General features: G+C 62.0%; 20 protein-coding genes. 10 read left to right on the top strand and 10 right to left on the bottom strand.

Annotated features, from left to right (window positions below):
- The first annotated feature begins 540 nt into the window (after window positions 1-540).
- Both HX811_RS17460 and HX811_RS17455 read left to right on the top strand, forming a co-directional pair.
- Window positions 541-1266 (top strand): response regulator, encoded by a 726-nt coding sequence (locus tag HX811_RS17460; protein ID WP_177022205.1) that lies wholly within the window; start codon window positions 541-543, stop codon window positions 1264-1266.
- The gene (locus HX811_RS17455) at window positions 1263-2873 is read left to right on the top strand and encodes an ATP-binding protein (RefSeq protein WP_003214234.1); all 1611 of its coding nucleotides are present in this window, start codon (window positions 1263-1265) and stop codon (window positions 2871-2873) included. Before HX811_RS17460 ends, HX811_RS17455 begins: the two co-directional genes overlap by 4 nt.
- On the opposite strand, the gene HX811_RS17450 is transcribed toward HX811_RS17455, so the two are convergent.
- Window positions 2870-3586 (bottom strand): 4'-phosphopantetheinyl transferase, encoded by a 717-nt coding sequence (locus HX811_RS17450; RefSeq protein WP_177046716.1) that lies wholly within the window; start codon window positions 3584-3586, stop codon window positions 2870-2872. The two genes, HX811_RS17455 and HX811_RS17450, sit on opposite strands and share 4 nt — an antisense overlap.
- Before the next feature lie 180 nt (window positions 3587-3766).
- On the opposite strand from HX811_RS17450, the gene HX811_RS17445 reads away from it, so the two are divergent.
- From HX811_RS17445 to HX811_RS17435, 3 genes are read left to right on the top strand one after another with little or no spacing between them, the layout of a single operon-like run.
- Window positions 3767-4075, top strand: coding sequence for a hypothetical protein (locus HX811_RS17445; RefSeq protein WP_003214230.1), 309 nt, complete (start codon window positions 3767-3769; stop codon window positions 4073-4075).
- An 18-nt stretch (window positions 4076-4093) separates the two neighbouring features.
- Window positions 4094-4771 (top strand): response regulator transcription factor, encoded by a 678-nt coding sequence (locus tag HX811_RS17440; protein WP_003214228.1) that lies wholly within the window; start codon window positions 4094-4096, stop codon window positions 4769-4771.
- Window positions 4768-6114 carry an ATP-binding protein gene (locus HX811_RS17435; RefSeq protein WP_023659245.1) on the top strand — a complete coding sequence of 449 codons (1347 nt, stop codon included), beginning with the start codon at window positions 4768-4770 and terminating at the stop codon, window positions 6112-6114. The genes HX811_RS17440 and HX811_RS17435 overlap by 4 nt, the downstream gene beginning before the upstream one ends.
- Window positions 6115-6243: 129 nt before the next feature.
- On the opposite strand, the gene HX811_RS17430 is transcribed toward HX811_RS17435, so the two are convergent.
- Window positions 6244-7242 (bottom strand): AraC family transcriptional regulator, encoded by a 999-nt coding sequence (locus HX811_RS17430; protein WP_003214223.1) that lies wholly within the window; start codon window positions 7240-7242, stop codon window positions 6244-6246.
- A gap of 337 nt (window positions 7243-7579) precedes the next feature.
- Between HX811_RS17430 and HX811_RS17425 the strand changes: the two genes are divergently transcribed.
- A complete protein-coding gene (locus HX811_RS17425; RefSeq protein WP_008435307.1) occupies window positions 7580-8914 on the top strand; it encodes a dicarboxylate/amino acid:cation symporter in 1335 nt (444 codons plus the stop codon).
- A 149-nt stretch (window positions 8915-9063) separates the two neighbouring features.
- Window positions 9064-10245 (top strand): CaiB/BaiF CoA-transferase family protein, encoded by a 1182-nt coding sequence (locus HX811_RS17420; protein WP_177046714.1) that lies wholly within the window; start codon window positions 9064-9066, stop codon window positions 10243-10245.
- An 88-nt stretch (window positions 10246-10333) separates the two neighbouring features.
- Here the strand turns inward: HX811_RS17420 and HX811_RS17415 are convergent, their stop codons facing one another.
- Together HX811_RS17415 and HX811_RS17410 are read right to left on the bottom strand one after the other, a co-directional pair.
- Window positions 10334-10828: a SprT family zinc-dependent metalloprotease gene (locus HX811_RS17415; protein WP_004371405.1), complete on the bottom strand. Its 495-nt coding sequence runs from the start codon at window positions 10826-10828 to the stop codon at window positions 10334-10336.
- Between the two features lie 128 nt (window positions 10829-10956).
- Complete coding sequence (locus tag HX811_RS17410; RefSeq protein ID WP_004371402.1) at window positions 10957-11559, bottom strand: Yip1 family protein; 603 nt, start codon at window positions 11557-11559, stop codon at window positions 10957-10959.
- A gap of 362 nt (window positions 11560-11921) precedes the next feature.
- Here HX811_RS17410 and ttcA point away from each other — a divergent pair, with 362 nt between their 5' ends.
- Window positions 11922-12746, top strand: a complete 825-nt coding sequence (ttcA, locus tag HX811_RS17405; protein ID WP_177046712.1) for a tRNA 2-thiocytidine(32) synthetase TtcA — start codon at window positions 11922-11924, stop codon at window positions 12744-12746.
- Window positions 12747-12813: 67 nt separating this feature from the next.
- Window positions 12814-13485 carry a DNA-3-methyladenine glycosylase I gene (locus HX811_RS17400; protein ID WP_004371396.1) on the top strand — a complete coding sequence of 224 codons (672 nt, stop codon included), beginning with the start codon at window positions 12814-12816 and terminating at the stop codon, window positions 13483-13485.
- A gap of 107 nt (window positions 13486-13592) precedes the next feature.
- Here the strand turns inward: HX811_RS17400 and HX811_RS17395 are convergent, their stop codons facing one another.
- Genes HX811_RS17395 through arsC form a run of 3 tightly spaced genes read right to left on the bottom strand, consistent with a single transcriptional unit; the run spans window position 13593 to window position 14960 of the window.
- Window positions 13593-14012 (bottom strand): DUF2069 domain-containing protein, encoded by a 420-nt coding sequence (locus HX811_RS17395; RefSeq protein ID WP_102604978.1) that lies wholly within the window; start codon window positions 14010-14012, stop codon window positions 13593-13595.
- A complete protein-coding gene (gene wrbA, locus HX811_RS17390; RefSeq protein WP_004371390.1) occupies window positions 13996-14610 on the bottom strand; it encodes an NAD(P)H:quinone oxidoreductase in 615 nt (204 codons plus the stop codon). Before wrbA ends, HX811_RS17395 begins: the two co-directional genes overlap by 17 nt.
- On the bottom strand, window positions 14607-14960 hold the full coding sequence (gene arsC, locus HX811_RS17385; RefSeq protein WP_004371385.1) for an arsenate reductase (glutaredoxin): 354 nt from the start codon (window positions 14958-14960) through the stop codon (window positions 14607-14609). The genes wrbA and arsC overlap by 4 nt, the downstream gene beginning before the upstream one ends.
- 115 nt (window positions 14961-15075) lie before the next feature.
- Between arsC and HX811_RS17380 the strand changes: the two genes are divergently transcribed.
- Window positions 15076-15537 (top strand): TlpA disulfide reductase family protein, encoded by a 462-nt coding sequence (locus tag HX811_RS17380; protein WP_004371382.1) that lies wholly within the window; start codon window positions 15076-15078, stop codon window positions 15535-15537.
- A 117-nt stretch (window positions 15538-15654) separates the two neighbouring features.
- On the opposite strand, the gene HX811_RS17375 is transcribed toward HX811_RS17380, so the two are convergent.
- From HX811_RS17375 to HX811_RS17365, 3 genes are all read right to left on the bottom strand, one after another.
- Window positions 15655-16059, bottom strand: a complete 405-nt coding sequence (locus HX811_RS17375) for an META domain-containing protein (protein WP_004371380.1) — start codon at window positions 16057-16059, stop codon at window positions 15655-15657.
- Window positions 16056-16496, bottom strand: a complete 441-nt coding sequence (locus tag HX811_RS17370) for a hypothetical protein (RefSeq protein WP_004371378.1) — start codon at window positions 16494-16496, stop codon at window positions 16056-16058. Before HX811_RS17370 ends, HX811_RS17375 begins: the two co-directional genes overlap by 4 nt.
- Before the next feature lie 71 nt (window positions 16497-16567).
- Window positions 16568-17557 carry a 2-hydroxyacid dehydrogenase gene (locus HX811_RS17365; protein WP_177046710.1) on the bottom strand — a complete coding sequence of 330 codons (990 nt, stop codon included), beginning with the start codon at window positions 17555-17557 and terminating at the stop codon, window positions 16568-16570.
- Between the last annotated feature and the right edge of the window lie 200 nt (window positions 17558-17757).

Here is a 17757-nt window from a genome sequence, read left to right as displayed (position 1 = left end):
CGCGGTTTGGTCTTCTGAAAAAGGCTTAAGTTCACCAAACAGGAGCAAGAAAGAGCTTGAGTTTCTTGTCTGATTTGTGTTTGGTCTTTTCGCTGAAAACCCTACATGTAGGGTTTTTTTGGCGACGACCTACAAGATAATGCGTTTTGGGGGGCTTAGCAACGGACTACCTGTGGATAACGCTGTGGGTAAAATGTGTATGAAACGTGGAATGGCCGTGTAGGCCGCAGTACTGCTGCATTGCGCCGTTTGTCACCGAATATTCCGAGGTAAAAACAACCGGTTGGATTTTTGCGGGCGCGAACCCTATCACAAAAAAACACGATGTCCGAACGCATTTGCGCGCTTGTGGCAGAGGGCCGGCCCGTTGCTACAATCGGCGGTTATCCATACAGTTTATGCCTCGCCTACATGACAACTGTAGGAGCGGGCTTGCCCGCGAAGGACGTCAACGATGACGCTGGAAACCTGAATAAACGCGGCGCCCTCGAATTTTCTCGGGCAAACCCGCCCCTACAATAATTAGAACCGAGGTAACGCATGGAGCAAGAAGCCTGGCAGGTATTGATTGTCGAGGACGACGAGCGATTGGCCGAGTTGACCCGTGACTACCTGGAGAGCAACGGCTTGCGGGTGTCGGTGGAAGGTAATGGTGCCCTCGCGGCGGCGCGGATCATCGCCGAGCAGCCGGACCTGGTGATCCTCGACCTGATGTTGCCCGGTGAAGACGGCCTGAGCATTTGCCGCAAGGTGCGCGAGCACTACGACGGGGTGATCCTGATGCTGACCGCGCGCACCGACGACATGGACCAGGTGCTGGGCCTGGACATGGGTGCCGACGATTACGTGTGCAAACCCGTGCGTCCACGCCTGTTGCTGGCACGCATCCAGGCCCTGCTGCGGCGCAGCGAAAGCGTCGAACCGGCACTCCCCGAAAAACAGCGGCGCCTGCAATTCGGCCCGCTGGTGGTGGACAACGCCCTGCGTGAAGCCTGGCTGCACGAAGGCGGCATCGAGCTGACCAGCGCCGAATTCGACCTGCTGTGGCTGCTGGTGGCGAATGCCGGGCGGATCCTGTCCCGGGAAGAAATCTTCACCGCCTTGCGCGGCATTGGCTATGACGGCCAGGACCGCTCCATCGACGTGCGCATCTCGCGCATCCGCCCGAAAATCGGCGACGACCCGATCCACCCACGCCTGATCAAGACCATTCGCAGCAAAGGCTACCTGTTCGTCCCCGAAGCTGCGGCTGACCTGACGCCGTGAACTCAATCTTCCTGCGCATCTACGGCGGCATGTGCGCGGCGCTGATTCTGGTGGCGTTGCTCGGCGTACTGGCCTTGCACCTGCTCAATGAAGTGCGTAGCGGCCAGTACCGCGAGCGCCTGGCCCACGGCACCTTCGCGCTGATGGGCGACAACCTGCAACCCATGAGTGCCATCGAGCGCCGCCGCGCCCTGGCGGTGTGGGAGCGCTTGCTGGGTATCCCGCTGCAATTGCAGACCGTGGCCGAGGCGCATCTGGACCTGACCCAGCGTAGCCGTCTGCAACGCGGCCAGGTGTTGGTGGAGCAAACCGGGCCTCACGCGGCCAGGGTGCTGCGCTTGGTCAGTGACCAGGAGCAACTGTTGCTGACCGGTGAAGTGCAGCAAATCAGCGAACAACTGGCCCGCGCGACGATTTACCTGCTGGCCGATGAGCTGGTGCGTTTCCCGGTGGCGGAGCAACCGCAGAAACTCGCAGACCTGAAGGAAGCCAAGGGCTTTGGTTTCGAGATGCACCTGGTGATGCTCAATCAGGCTGATATGGACGAAGACCAGCGCCGCCGCGTGTCCGAAGGCGATACCGTGATGGCCCTGGGCAAGGGGGGGGATTCGATCCGGGTATTTGCCGGGATGGTCGGCACGCCGTGGGTCCTGGAAATCGGCCCGCTGTATCAGATGAATCCGTACCCGGCGCAATGGCTGATCCTGATTGCGCTGATCAGCCTGACCTTGATCGGTTTGATCGTCTATCTATTGGTGCGCCAGCTGGAGCGGCGTCTGAGTGGCTTGGAAGCCGCCGCCACGCGCATCGCCAAAGGCAGCCTGGAAGTGCGGGTGCCGGCCCGCGGCGCCGATTCGGTGGGGCGCCTGGCGGCAGCGTTCAATGGCATGGCCGAGCACCTGCAACGCCTGTTGGCGATCCAGCGCGAACTGGTGCGGGCGGTGTCCCATGAACTGCGCACCCCGGTGGCGCGCCTGCGGTTCGGCCTGGAGATGATCGGCGACGCGGCCACGCCTGAAGCGCGGCGCAAGTATATGGAGGGCATGGACAGCGACATCCAGGACCTCGATGGCCTGGTGGACGAAATGCTCACCTACGCGCGGCTGGAACAGGGGGCGCCGGCACTGAATTTCCAGCGGGTCGACCTCAATGCGTTGCTGGATCAGGTGATTGATGAACTGTCACCGCTGCGCCCGGAAATCAACGTGGCGCGGGGCATCTGCCTGTCCTCGGCACATTGGGACGATGCATGGGTGGAGGCCGAGCCGCGTTACCTGCACCGTGCCCTGCAAAACCTGGTGAGCAACGCCATGCGCCACGCCCAGGGGCAGGTGCTGATCAGTTACCAGGTGGGCCAGGTGCGTTGCCGCATCGACGTGGAAGACGACGGGCCGGGCGTACCGGAAAGTGCCTGGGAGCGGATTTTCACGCCGTTCCTGCGCCTGGATGACAGCCGGACCCGCGCGTCGGGTGGGCACGGCCTGGGGTTATCCATTGTGCGGCGGATCATCTATTGGCACGGCGGCCGGGCGTTGATCAGCAAGAGCAACAATCTGGGTGGCGCGTGTTTCAGCCTGAGTTGGCCACGGGATCAGGAGAAGGTCTAGGCCTGGACGGCCACCAGGCTCAACAACTGCCCCTCATCCACCGCAAACTGCGCCTCCAGTTCCTTGCCATGGCACCATTCTGCGGACAAGTCCGTCAGCAACCGCAGCCGCGCATGGCCGGTATCCGACCACTCCAGCAACTCGGCATGCTCAAAATAAAAGCGCTTCTGCACGATCGGGTAGAGCGCCTTGAACAGGCTCTCTTTCGCCGAAAACGTCAGCGTCACCAGTTGCGCAACCTGTTCCCGCGGCCCGGCGGCCATGCGCAGCATTTCATCCGGAGTGAGAATTTCCCCGGCCAGGCGTTCCGCCCGCTCCAGGGGCAGCAGGTTCTCCAGGTCCATCCCCAGCCCGCGCCACTGTGACTTGTGGGCGACGATGGCCGCTGCATGGCCGGTGCTGTGGGTGATCGAACCGCTGATGTGCGCGGGCCAGACCGGCGCGCGGTCCTCGCCGATCGCCGGCACGCAATCCAGCCCGTCCAGCTGTTGCAGGGCCGCGCGGGCGCACAGGCGACCGGCCAGGAACTCCGCCTGCCGCTTGGCCACCGAACGCTGGATGCTCGCGGGTGGCGGCACGGCGCTGCGCTGGAAATCGCCGATGGCCAGCAGGGCCGGGTCAAAACGGGTGCTCAGCAAGACCGTGCCGGGCAAGGCATCGGGCAACGGCCAATGGGCGTCAAGTGGGGTGCAGCAGGCGGGTAGGGAATTCATGCCGGGTATTTTGCCGAGTTGCAGGGCCGCTGGATAGCCTGCGGCCGGGGATACGTAAATAACTCTTTACACAGTAGCCGGCCTCGGTTCAGCCCAGGTTCAGAGAGTGTTCAGGGGGAGTTCAGGGGCGTCTGCGTAGTCTGGCCCCGTACCCAAAGCCCAAGCGTATGAGGTAGCACCATGACTGCGATCAAGAAGCTGATGTTGGCCTTAACCATGCTCAGCGCCACCGCTGGCGTCCAGGCCTCTGATTCGAGTTTCGCGGGTTTCTCCAAGGAGAAGAGCAAAAAACCCTACAGCCTTCTCCAGCGGGTGAGCTTCGAGGATGCCGGTGAACAGGCGGCTCCATGGGGCCAGTCCCTGGGCCAGCACACCCCGCAGTCAGACTATCGCGTGGGCAACGAAAACCTGTCAGGTCACTTCAACGGCAGTAAATTGCGCCAGCAAGACCTGCAGGGCCGCTATGATATACCCCAGTTGGAAAGTTGATTTGCCTTGGAGAGCTTTATGAAATTGCTGGTTGTCGAAGATGAGGCGTTGCTGCGCCATCACCTGTTGACCCGCCTTACCGACAGCGGTCACGTGGTCGAGGCCGTCGCCAATGCCGAAGAGGCGCTGTACCAGACCGGGCAATTCAACCACGACCTGGCGATCATCGATTTGGGCCTGCCCGGCATGGGCGGCCTGGACCTGATCCGCCAATTGCGCGCCCAGGCCAAGACCTTCCCGATCCTGATCCTGACCGCCCGTGGCAACTGGCAGGACAAGGTTGAAGGCCTGGCAGCAGGTGCCGACGACTACGTGGTCAAGCCGTTCCAGTTCGAAGAGCTGGAAGCGCGGATGAACGCACTGTTGCGCCGCTCCAGCGGTTTCACCCAATCCACCATCGTCGCCGGGCCGTTGCTGCTGGACCTCAATCGCAAGCAGGCGTCCCTCGACGAACAGCCACTGGCGCTGACCGCCTACGAATACCGCATCCTCGAATACCTGATGCGGCATCACCAGCAAGTGGTCGCCAAGGACCGCCTGATGGAACAGCTCTACCCCGATGACGACGAGCGTGATCCGAACGTGATCGAAGTGCTGGTGGGCCGCCTGCGCCGCAAGCTGGAAGGCCCGGCGGGTTTCAAGCCGATCGACACCGTGCGTGGCCTGGGCTACCTGTTCAATGAGCGCTGCCGTTGATTCGCTCGCTACGTGTACGTTTGATGCTCGCGGCCACCATCCTGGCCGTGCTGTTTATGCTGGCCTTGTTGCCGGCCATGCAGGGCGCCTTCAGCCTGGCCCTGCAGGACTCCATCGAGCAGCGCCTGGCGTCGGATGTCACGACGCTGATTTCGGCTGCCCGGGTTGAAAACAATCGCCTGCTGATGCCCGCGCAGCTGCCGGACGAGCGTTTCAACCTCACCGACAGCCGCCTGCTGGGCTACATCTATGACCGCGAAGGCCATCTGGTCTGGCGGTCGCGCGCCACCCAGGAAGAGAACATCAACTACAAGCCGCGCTATGACGGGCGCGGCAACGAGTTTGCGCGGATCCGCGAGGCCAACGGCCAGGAATTTTTTGTCTATGACGTCGAGGTCAAGCTGCTGGGCGGCAAGAGCGCGGCGTTCAGTATCGTCGCCCTGCAACCGGTGCGTGAATACCAACTGACCCTCGAAGGCCTGCGGGAAAACCTTTACCTGGGCTTCGGCGCCGCCTTGCTGGTGCTGCTGACCCTGTTGTGGCTGGGCCTGACCTGGGGCCTGCAGGCGCTGCGCCGGCTGAGCCAGGAACTGGATGAAATCGAAGGCGGTACCCGGGAAAGCCTCAGCGAGCAACACCCGCGCGAGCTGCTGCGCCTGACCGGCTCCCTGAACCGGTTGCTCCACAGCGAGCGGGAGCAACGCACCCGTTACCGCGATTCCCTGGATGACCTGGCCCACAGCCTGAAAACCCCGTTGGCGGTGCTGCAAGGCGTGAGTGAAGACATGGCCCAGCGCCCCGAAGATCGGGACCAGGCCTGGGTACTGCAATCGCAGATCGAACGCATGAGCCAGCAGATCAGCTACCAATTGCAGCGCGCCAGCCTGCGTAAAAGCGGCCTGGTGCGCCACCAGGTGCGGCTGGAGCCGGTGCTGCAAAGCCTGTGCGACACGCTGGACAAGGTTTATCGCGATAAGGGCGTGAAGGTCGCCTTTGAACTGCCGGACGAATGCGACGTGCCGATCGAGAAGGGCGCCTTGCTGGAACTGCTCGGCAACCTGCTGGAGAACGCCTATCGCCTGTGCCTGAGCGAAGTGCGCATCACCTTGCAGGAAAGCCTGGAGGGCACCGAGTTGTGCATCGAAGACGATGGCCCCGGCGTGCCGCCGGACCAGCGTGCGCGCATCCTGCAGCGGGGCGAGCGGCTCGACCGCCAGCATCCGGGGCAGGGGATTGGCCTGGCGGTGGTCAAGGACATCATTGAAAGCTATGGCGCCCGGCTGACCCTTGGGGATTCACCGCTGGGTGGGGCTGCGTTCAAGATCCACTTCCCGGCTGTTTGATCTTTATTGACTGTGCCGGCCTCTTCGCGAGCAAGCCCGCTCCCACATTCGATGGCATTCCCAAGGTGGAACTCGGTCAAATGTGGGAGCGGGCTTGCTCGCGAAGAGGCCAGTCGCATCAATACACACCTAGGTTTCTTGTGCTCTATAGGCCCCCGGCGTCAACCCGGTCCACTTCTTGAACGCCCGATGAAACGCCGACGGTTCGGAAAACCCCAGCTGCTCGGCGATTTCCTGCAACGACAAATCCGCCCGCCCCAAATGATAGATCGCAATGTCCCGGCGCAACTCATCCTTGAGCGCCTGAAAGCTGGTGCCTTCCTCCCGCAAATGCCGACGCAGGGTCTGCGGGCTGATATGCAGGTGCTGGGCGACGGCTTCGAGGTCAGGCCAGGGCGTGCGGTCGCGGCTCAATAGGCGGCGCAACTGGCTGCTCAGGCTGTCGCCTTCATCCGGCCGCGACAGCAGGTCGGCCGGGGAGCGTTCGAGGAAATGCTTGAGGGTGCGCTCGTCCTGCAACAACGGCAGGCTCAGGTAGCGGCTGGGGAACACCAGGCTGCTGGTGGGCGCTGCGAATACCTGCGGGCAGGGGAACAGCAAGTCGTACTCACCGGCGTGGGGCGGCGTCGGGTAGCTGAAGGTGGCCTGGTGCAGGCGGATGCGCTGGCCAATCAGCCAACTGCCGAGTCGATGCCAGATCACCAGCAGGCATTCGCTGAGGAAGTGATCCGGGTCCCAGAGTTGCGAATCGTCCAGGCTCAGGCGGGCCATTTCCCCTTCACGTGTCAGACGCCAGCGCGGACCCTGCGGGAATAGGCTATAAAATAATAAGCCGCGTTCCAGAGCCTTCTCCAGGGTGCGGCAGTGAATCAGCGCGTGGCACATCATGGCGAAGGTGCCGCGCTTGCTCGGGCCTTCGGCGAAGCCCAGGTATTCGTCATCCAGCGCCAGCCACAGCATTTGCAACAACTGGGTGAATTGCTCGGGGGCGATGCGGGCGCGGGGCTCGCTCAGCAGTTCCGCAGTGATGCCGACCTGCTGCAGCAGGCCCGAATAATCGTAGCCGGCCCGGCGAGCACCGCCGAGAGCGGCTCGGGCGTAGTGACTGGCGATGGTTCGTTCACGCATGAGGGGCCTCGTCCATTGAGTGGCGGATGTTAGCCACCCCGGGCGGGTGCAACAAGGCGGATATCCGCCAAATTGTAGGACGAGATCAGGCGAGCAGGCGGAAATCCGCCACTGTCTGTAGGCATAACCTTAAGCTGGAAATCGCCCGAGCGCTGATGTCTAAAGGCCTTCAGGGAGTTTCAGCAGAAGTGGCACGACGCTTGCGATACAGAGCGCAGGGAGACCGCCTCGAGCAGGCTCTCAAACAACAAATCCCTCCAGTGCAGGAGGGTTCGCAATTCAAGTGTCGTGGGCAATGGCGGATATTTGCCACACGGGACGATTGAGGAACTTTGCAATGACGACTCGTCAGCCACTGTACAAATCCCTGTATTTCCAGGTGATCGTTGCAATCGTTATCGGTATTTTGCTCGGTCACTTCTACCCGCAGACCGGCGTGGCCCTCAAGCCACTGGGTGACGGCTTTATCAAGCTGATCAAAATGGTCATCGCCCCGATCATCTTCTGCACCGTTGTCAGCGGCATCGCTGGCATGCAAAGCATGAAATCGGTCGGCAAGACCGGCGGCTACGCGCTGCTGTACTTCGAAATCGTCTCCACCATCGCCCTGCTGATCGGCCTGGTCGTGGTCAACGTCGTGCAACCGGGCGCCGGCATGCATATCGACGTGGCTACCCTGGACGCCTCCAAAGTCGCGGCCTACGTGACTGCCGGTGCCGACCAGAGCATCGTTGGCTTCCTGCTGAACGTGATCCCGAACACCATCGTTGGCGCGTTCGCTACCGGTGACATCCTGCAAGTGCTGATGTTCTCGGTGATCTTCGGTTTCGCCCTGCACCGCCTGGGTGCCTACGGCAAGCCGGTGCTGGACTTCATCGATCGTTTCGCCCACGTGATGTTCAACATCATCAACATGATCATGAAGCTCGCGCCACTCGGTGCCCTGGGCGCCATGGCGTTCACCATCGGTGCCTACGGCGTAGGTTCGCTGGTGCAGCTCGGTCAGCTGATGATCTGCTTCTACATCACCTGCATCCTGTTCGTGGTGCTGGTATTGGGCGCCATCTGCCGCGCACACGGCTTCAGCGTCCTGAAACTGATCCGCTACATCCGTGAAGAACTGCTGATCGTACTGGGTACTTCCTCGTCCGAATCCGCACTGCCACGCATGCTGATCAAGATGGAACGCCTGGGCGCCAAGAAGTCGGTAGTCGGCCTGGTTATCCCGACTGGCTACTCCTTCAACCTGGACGGTACTTCGATCTACCTGACCATGGCTGCCGTGTTCATCGCCCAGGCGACTGACACCCACATGGACATCACCCACCAGATCACCCTGTTGCTGGTACTGCTGCTGTCGTCCAAGGGCGCTGCTGGCGTGACGGGTAGTGGTTTCATCGTACTGGCCGCTACCCTATCGGCTGTTGGCCACCTGCCGGTTGCCGGCCTGGCGCTGATCCTGGGTATCGACCGCTTCATGTCCGAAGCCCGCGCACTGACCAACCTGGTTGGCAACGCTGTTGCAACCCTGGTTGTGGCCAAGTGGGTCAAGGAACTGGACGAAGACAAGCTGAAAGTCGAACTGGCTTCCGGTGGTCGCGGTATCTCCGACACCCGTGAAGAAGACGACCTGGGCGTGGCCGAAGGCCCGGCTCCAACCGCCGTCAAGTAAGGCTGTAGCGTTTGTGAAAAACCCATCTTCGGATGGGTTTTTTTATGCCTTCGGGAAGCATCAGTCACTTCGGATGATGGTTTATGTGATTGCCGCCGACCGCCGGGTTTGCCTACTCTGTGGCCAATCGAATCGGAATCGGAGTCCGCATGTCAGGTCCCTTGGCGTCCCTCAAAGTACTGGATTTCTCCACCTTGCTGCCGGGGCCGTTCGCCTCGTTGCTGCTGGCCGACATGGGCGCCGAGGTGTTGCGCATCGAATCCCCCACACGCATGGACCTGCTGCGAGTACTGCCGCCCCATGACCAGGGCGTGTCGGCCAGCCATGCCTATCTGAACCGCAACAAACGCAGCCTGGCCCTGGACCTCAAGCAGGCCGAGGCGGTGGCGATCGTGCGGCAACTGGTGGCGGACTACGACATCGTCCTCGAGCAGTTCCGCCCCGGGGTCATGGAGCGCCTGGGCCTGGGTTACGAGGCGTTGAAGGCGATCAACCCAAAGCTGATCTACGTCTCCATCACCGGCTACGGCCAGACCGGCCCCTACAAGGATCGCGCCGGCCATGACATCAATTATCTGGCCCTGGCAGGCATTGCCAGCTACACCGGGCGCCAGGACAGCGGGCCGTTGCCCTTGGGTGTGCAGTTGGCGGATGTGGGGGGCGGCTCGTTGCACGCGGTGATCGGTTTGCTGGCGGCGGTGATTGCCCGGCAGCACAGTGGGGTGGGGCAATACCTGGACGTGAGCATGACCGACTGCGCCTTCAGCCTGAATGCCATGGCCGGCGCCGGTTACCTGGCGTGCGGCGTGGAGCCGGCGTGGGAGAACCAGGTGCTCAATGGCGGCAGTTTCTATGACTATTACCGATCGCGGGAAGGACGCTGGTTGTCGGTGGGCAGTCTGGAGCCGGCGTTTATGCAGCAGTTGTGTACGGCGCTTGGCCGCCCTGAATTGGCGGCAATGGGCCTATCGCCCAAACCCGAGCAGCAGAAAGCCCTCAAGCTGGCGCTGCAGGTCGAGTTCGAGAAACGTAGCTTTGATGAGCTGTGTGAGCTGTTTGCCGGGATTGATGCGTGTGTCGAGCCGGTGCTGAATCTGAGCGAGGCCGTTGAACACCCGCAGTTGAAAGCCCGGGAGCTGGTCAGCCAGGTGCCGCGGGGCGATGGTTCCAGCCAGGCGCAAATGGCCTGCCCGCTGAAGTTTTCCGAGGGCTTGCCGGCGGCCAGGCACATAGGCGCGGCGGTGGGCGCTCACAGCGATGGGGTGTTGGCGGAGTTGGGATTCAGTGCTCAACAAATAGATGATTTGCGGCGTGCCAAGGTGATTCAGTAGCGCCTGGGCTGACGCTATCGCAGGCAAGCCAGCTCCCACAGGGGAATGCATTTCAACTGTGGGAGCTGGCTTGCCTGCGATGAGGCCCTCACTCCACCCGGGTTTCCCCGGTAAACACCAAAGTCTGCCGGCACCTGCGGCACAAATACCGCCGCCCCTGGCCCACCAACCCGTGACGCTGGGGCGAAAACGGGAAGTCACTGTCGGCACACGGACAGCGGTAGATATACCGCGTCACGCGCCGCCGCTGGATTTCATAGGTGTGGCAGCGGTCCGGCGGCAGTTCGTAAACCCCACGCATGATCAACTGCCATTCCTCGCCATGGGGCTGGATGCGCTCGCCGAACAATTGGTGGGCAATCAGGTGGGCCACTTCATGGGCGACTGTCTGTTTAAGGAAGTGTTGGCTGTTTTCACGGTACAGCTGCGGGTTGAAGCGCAGCAGGTTCTCGTGCAAATGCGCGACACCGGCCTTCTGGCCCCGCAGCTTGAGGCTGACTTGAGGGCGTTTGAAGCTTCGTTTGAAAAAGGATTCGGCTTGCAGGAAACAATCTTCGACGCGGGTATTGAGTTGCTCGGGCATGCTGTACATATCTCCAGAGATGTCCAGTATGCCGCAAACAAGGGTGTATCCGAATCTGTCAGGCGCCGAATGGTCATGCATAACGCACAAAGCCACCTTACGGTGGCTTTTCCTGCGGGTAAACCGCGTCAGTTGGTGTAGATCGGGCCTACGCCCAGCCCCCAGACGATCACGGTAAAGGCCATGATCGCCACCAGCACCACCAGGCCTACCGCCAGTACCGAGCTGGAAAACAGGAAGCCCTCGTCCGGGTGGATGTTCATGAAGGTCGGCAGCCCCACGTACAGCAGATACACCGTGTAGCAAATGGCCGCCGTGCCCACCACCATGCCCAGCCACATATGCGGGTACAGCGCCGCGAGCCCGCCGATAAACAGCGGTGTCGCGGTGTAGGTGGCAAACGCCACGCAGCGCGCCATGCTGGGGTTGGCGTCATAGGTGCGGGCCATCCAGTGAATGAACGCGCCCATCACCGCCACGCCGCCGAGCATCGCCGCGTAGGACATGAGGGTCATCCACAACGCGCTTTCCACCGTCAGCATCACCGGGGCGCGGCTGCCGATGACCCAACCCACCTGAGTGGTACCGATAAAGGCTGAGACAGCGGGGATGGCCGCGAGAATCAGCGTGTGGGTGAGGTACATGTGGCCGATACTTTCTTCTTTATCGCCACGAATTTCCCGCCATTCCTGATCGGGGTGGGTGAAAAGTCCCACGACGTGATGGATCATGCCAGTCACTCCTGTCGTTATTACCATCGCCCCCCAGCGGAGCGCCCACGGGCCAATTGGCCTGAAAGGTCTGGATATATGTGCGACCTTATGTCGCAGTATAGGAAGTGATGACCGGAAAAAGTGTGGGGCTTTAGAGCAAATTGCGCTGTAAACATTGGGCTTAATCGCGGCGGGGTCTGTTGATTGGAATGCGGTCAAATGTGGGAGCGGGCTTGCTCGCGAATGCGGTGGGTCAGCTAAACACCTGGCGAATGACACTTCGCGTTCGCGAGCAAGCCCGCTCCCACATTGGAACTCGGTCGTCCATCCCGGTAAAATACCCGGCTTTTCGTCACACACCTTTCGCGGATCCAAGCGCCATGGGCACTCTTACGGTCAACCAGAACAAACTGCAAAAACGCCTGCGTCGCCTGGCCGGCGAGGCAGTCGCCGATTTCAACATGATCGAAGAGGGCGACAAGGTCATGGTCTGCCTGTCCGGCGGCAAGGACAGCTACACCATGCTCGACGTGCTGATGCACCTGCAAAAGGTCGCGCCGATCAAGTTCGACATCGTCGCCGTGAACATGGACCAGAAGCAGCCGGGTTTTCCCGAGCATGTGCTGCCGGCCTACCTCAAGGCATTGGGGATCGAGTACCACATCGTCGAGAAAGACACCTATTCGGTGGTCAAGGAACTGGTCCCGGAAGGCAAGACCACCTGCTCGCTGTGCTCGCGCCTGCGCCGTGGCACGCTCTATACGTTTGCCGACGAAATCGGCGCGACGAAGATGGCCCTGGGTCATCACCGCGATGACATCGTCGAAACCTTCTTCCTCAACATGTTCTTCAACGGCAGCCTCAAGGCCATGCCGCCCAAGCTGCGGGCCGATGACGGGCGCAACGTGGTGATCCGCCCACTGGCGTACTGCCATGAGAAGGACATCCAGGCGTACTCCGACCTCAAGCAATTCCCGATCATCCCGTGCAACCTCTGCGGCTCCCAGGAAAACCTGCAGCGCCAGGTGGTCAAGGACATGCTCCAGGATTGGGACCGCAAGACCCCGGGCCGCGTCGACAGCATCTTCCGCAGCTTGCAGAACGTGCAGCCGTCGCAGTTGGCCGACCGTAACCTGTTCGACTTCACCAGCCTGCGTATCGACGAAAGTGCGGCGTCGCGCTTCGTCAACGTAGTGAACCTCTGAGTGTTTTCACCGCTCTGACAGACGGCGCTCCTGGGCGCCGTTTTCATTTCAATCCTTAGGAGAGGGCATGCGCGATTACAAGTGGCTGCACGAATATTGTCTGAACCGGTTTGGTTCGGCGGCCGAGCTGGAAGCCCACCTGCCTGTGCCCCTGACCCCGGCGAAACTGCGCAAAATCAGCGATGACCGCTACCTGTCGACCCTGTCGCTGCGGGTGTTTCGTGCCGGCCTGAAGCACAGCGTGGTGGACGCCAAGTGGCCGGCCTTCGAGCAGGTGTTCTTTGGGTTTGACCCGGAAAAAGTCGTACTCATGGGCGCCGAGCACCTGGAGCGGCTGATGCAGGACACGCGCATCATCCGTCACCTGGGCAAGCTCAAGAGCGTGCCGCGCAATGCGCAGATGATTCTGGATATCGAGAAGGAAAAAGGCAGCTTCGGCGGGTTTATTGCCGACTGGCCGGTGACCGATATCGTCGGCCTGTGGAAGTACCTGAGCAAGCACGGCCACCAGTTGGGCGGGCTGTCGGCGCCGCGCTTTTTGCGGATGGTGGGCAAGGACACGTTCGTGCCGAGCTATGACGTGGTGGCGGCGCTGAATGCGCAGAAGATCGTCGACAAGGTGCCCACCAGCCTGCGGGACCTGGCCACGGTGCAGGGCGCATTCAACCAGTGGCATGCCGAGAGCGGGCGGCCGATGTGCCAGTTGTCGATGATGCTGGCTTACACCGTGAATCATTGATACCGGGTTGATGCCATCGCAGGCAAGCCAGCTCCCACACTTGGAATGCATTCCTCTGTGGGAGCTGGCTTGCCTGCGATAGCGGCAGGTCAGGCACTACAAAAGCATCAAGCAGGCAATCCTTCCCCCGCCAACCGCCGATTCAGCTGATGCCGGTACCGCACATACATCAACGCCGTGCAGAACACCGCCAGGCTCGCCAGCATCTCGAGCACACCAAACCACTGCCGGTTCGGGTCATAGGCCGCCAGCGCGCCCTTGATGAAATACAGGTTCACCACAAAGCACATCCATGAATGCCCGCGCGCGCTGCCCAGGATCATCCCCGGCGCCAGCAACAGCAGCGGCACCAATTCGATCAGCAGAATCACCCACGGCCGCGCGCCATGCAGATCGGCGAACGCCAGGTAGTAGGCACACAGCAGCCCCACCAATCCCAGGAACGCCAGCAGGCTCAACGCCCGCATCGCCTTGACCCGTGGCTCCAGCCAGGCCTGGGGCGGCAGTACCTTAGGCTTCCTGGCCACGGCCGTTCTCCAGTAGCGCAGCGGTCTTCGCCAGGCGCAGGCCGAGGGCGCGGCACAGGGCGATCTCGTGTTGATCCAGTGCGCGCTTGCCGTCGGCACCGGAATGGTGGCTGGCGCCATAAGGCGTACCGCCGCCCTTGGTGTCGAGCAGCGCCTGTTCACTGTAGGGCAGTCCGGTGATCAGCATGCCGTGGTGCAGCAGCGGCAGCAGCATCGACATCAGCGTGGTCTCCTGGCCGCCGTGCAGGCTGGCGGTGGAGGTGAACACACCCGCCGGCTTGCCGACCAGGGCGCCGGTCAGCCACAGGTTGCTGGTGCCGTCGAGAAAGTACTTGAGCGGCGCGGCCATGTTGCCGAAACGGGTCGGGCTGCCCAGCGCCAGGCCTGCGCAGTTCTTCAGGTCGTCGAGGCTGCAGTACAGCGGGCCGTCGACCGGAATGTCCGGCGCCACGGCCTCGCATTCACTGGAGATGGCCGGCACGGTGCGCAGCCGCGCCTCAAGCCCGGCTTGCTCGATGCCCCGGGCAATCTGCCGGGCCATTTCGCTGACTGAACCGTTGCGGCTGTAATACAACACCAGCACATACGGCGCACTCACGAAACCAGCTCCAGGATGTTCTCCGGTGGGCGGCCGATCACGGCCTTGTCGGCGGTGGCGAGGATCGGACGCTCCATCAGTTTCGGATGAGCGGCGATGGCAGCGATCAACTGTGCTTCGCTGAGGCTGGTGTCAGCCAGGTTGAGGGTTTTATATTCGTCCTCGCCGGTACGCAGCAGTTGCCGCGCGCTGATGTTCAGCTTGCCCAGCAGGGCCTGCAATTGCGCGGCGTCGAGCGGGGTTTCCAGGTAGCGCACCACCGTCGGTGTGAGGCCACGGGCTTCCAGCAGTTCGAGCGCACCGCGGGATTTCGAGCAGCGCGGGTTGTGATAAAGCGTCAGATCGGTCATGTGCGGGTCGCATCTTGCGTAAGGTGGCGGGTATTCTACCCGCGCTGCGCCGCGTCCTTAAACCATGAGAGGCGATAGGCCGCAGCCAACGTTCATTTTTACGAAGGATTACCCCATGACGAGGCGACTGTTAGGCGCATTGGCAATCATCGGCACACTGCTGCTCAGCGGCTGTGGCAATGATTATGGCGTTGACCAATATGGTCAGAAAGTGGCCGCCGAACGCCTGGACAAGCAATGGCTGGTGGTTAACTACTGGGCCGAATGGTGTGGCCCGTGCCGTACCGAAATCCCGGAACTCAACGCCTTGGCCGAACAGCTCAAGGGCCAGTCAGTGGGGGTGTTCGGGGTGAATTTCGACAACGTCCAGGGTGAAGAGCTCAAGAGCGCCAGCGAGAAGCTGGGCATCAAGTTCACCGTACTGGCGCAGAACCCGGACGGGATCTTCGACATTCCCCGCAGTGAAGCCCTGCCGGTGACCTACATCATTGATGACAAGGGCAAGGTGCGTGAGCAACTGATGGGTGAGCAGACGGCGGAAGGGGTGTTGGCCAAGCTCAAGGCGTTGCGCGGATAAAAAATGTGGGAGCGGGCTTGCTCGCGAATGCGGTGTGGCAGTCACCGGATACATCGACTGATCCACCGCTTTCGCGAGCAAGCCCGCTCCCACATTTAGATGTGTTGCGCCTTCAGATCAGCCTTCTTCCAGCCACAACCGCAACGGCTTGCCATCCGCCGGCCAGAAGCGGGTCTGTTCGATCGGCGAAATGTCCCAGCGCTGCACGCCCTGCAGGGCCTGGAAGAAGCGGTGCTCCTGCTCCATCAGCGCTTCGGCGCAGAGTTTGCGGGTGCTGCCGACCTTGCCGAAGCTCAGCTTGTCGCCGTCCAGGGTGTAGGGCGCAAACCAATGGTTGCAGCCACCATTGCCATAGGCCCGGCCATCGGCGCCGAGGGTCACGGTCAGGTGGGCGTAATCCATCAGCGGCCGCTCACCGATCCATTCCACCACGTAGCTGTGATCCTGCTTGAGCTTGACCTCGTCGCTGGCGCAGCCCGCAAGGCCTGCACCCAGCACGGCCAGCATCAGCAGGGCTTTCATTGCGCGGCCTGCTGGCATTTCGGGCAGCGGTGCTTGTCACCCAGGGTGGCCCAGCCCAACTCGGTAACCCGTGCAGTGGCGGCCGGTTGCAGCGGCTCCTTGGTCAGCTTGGTTTCCACCGCGAATTCAAACTCCAGCACGTTGTCGCAGCTGTCGCAGTTGACCTTCCAGGTGTGAATCTCCAGTTCGCCGAATTTCGGCCCCTGGGCCATGGCGACCCACTGGCCCGCCGGGCGGATGGAGTAGCGCGCATCGCCTTCGACGGTCAGGCGCATCGACAGGGTTTTGCTGCCGCGCAGGGTGACGATCAGAACGTCGCCGTTCTTGATCGAGCCACCGTTGCCGGTGACTTGATAACGGCCCGGCACCAGGGCCCGGCATTCGATCAGGGTGTGTTGCGGGCTCAGCAAGCTGAAGCGGAAATCGTGTTCGGCCATGGATCCTCCAAATAGGCGCGGCATCCTATCACGGGCCGCTACCCATCATGGCGCGGCTATGTGACCGCTGATCATCCTTCGACGAGGTTTTGCGCCTGCCCGCCAGCCCACGCCGCGATGTTGGCCAGGGTGGTGCCGGCAATCGCCCCCAGCGCCTCGCGGGTCAGGAAGGCCTGGTGCGCGGTGATGATCACATTGGGGAAGGTCAGCAGGCGCGCCAATACGTCGTCTTGCAGGGGCAGGTCCGAGCGGTCTTCGAAAAACAGCTGGGCCTCTTCTTCATACACATCCAGCCCCAGATAGCCGAGCTGGCCGTCCTTGAGTGCGTCGATCAGCGCCGGGGTGTCCACCAGGCCGCCGCGCCCGGTGTTGATGAGCATCGCGCCGGGCTGCATATGGGCGAGGCTTTGGGCGTTGATCAGGTGTTTGCTGTCCGCCGTCAGCGGGCAATGCAGGCTGATGACCTGTGACTCGCCCAGCAACTGCGGCAGGCTCACATACCGGGCGCCGAGGGCTTCGACCTGCGGGTTGGGATAGGGATCGTACGCCAGCAACTGGCAGCCGAACCCGGCCATGATCTTGGCGAATGTGGCGCCGATCTGCCCGGTGCCGACCACGCCGACGGTCTTGCCCACCAGGTCGAACCCGGTCAGGCCGTGCAGGCTGAAGTCACCGTCGCGGGTGCGGTTGTAGGCGCGGTGCAGGCGGCGATTGAGGGCCAGGATCAACGCGACCGCATGTTCGGCCACCGCATGGGGCGAGTAGGCCGGCACCCGCACGATGGTCAGGCCCAGGCGTTTGGCGGCGGGCAGGTCGACATGGTTGTAACCGGCGGAACGCAGGGCGATCAGGCGGGTGCCGCCGCTGGCCAACTGCTCCAGCACCGGAGCGCTGAGGTCATCGTTGATAAAGGCGCAGACCACTTCGTGGTATTCGGCCAGGGCCACGGTGTCGATGTTCAGCCGGGCCGGCTGGAATTGCAGCTGCATGCCTTCGGGCAGCGGTTGGGCGAGAAAGCTGTCGCGGTCGTAGGTCTGGCTGCTGAAGAGGATGATGCGCATCAAATATTCCTTCTTGATGATGGAAAGCTGATTTTGTGGCGAGGGGGCTTGTCTGTGGTGAGTGAGCTTGCTGTGGTGAGGAGCTTGTTGTGGCGAGGGAGCTTGCTCCCGCTGGAGTGCGAAGCGCTCCCAGGATTTTGGGGCCGCTGCGCAGCCCAGCGGGAGCAAGCTCCCTAGCCCCAGCAAGCTCCCTCGCCACA

The organism is Pseudomonas sp. F8002 (assembly GCF_013385495.1).
In the GTDB taxonomy this organism is placed as follows: domain Bacteria; phylum Pseudomonadota; class Gammaproteobacteria; order Pseudomonadales; family Pseudomonadaceae; genus Aquipseudomonas.
This window is presented reverse-complemented; position numbering and strand designations above follow the sequence as displayed.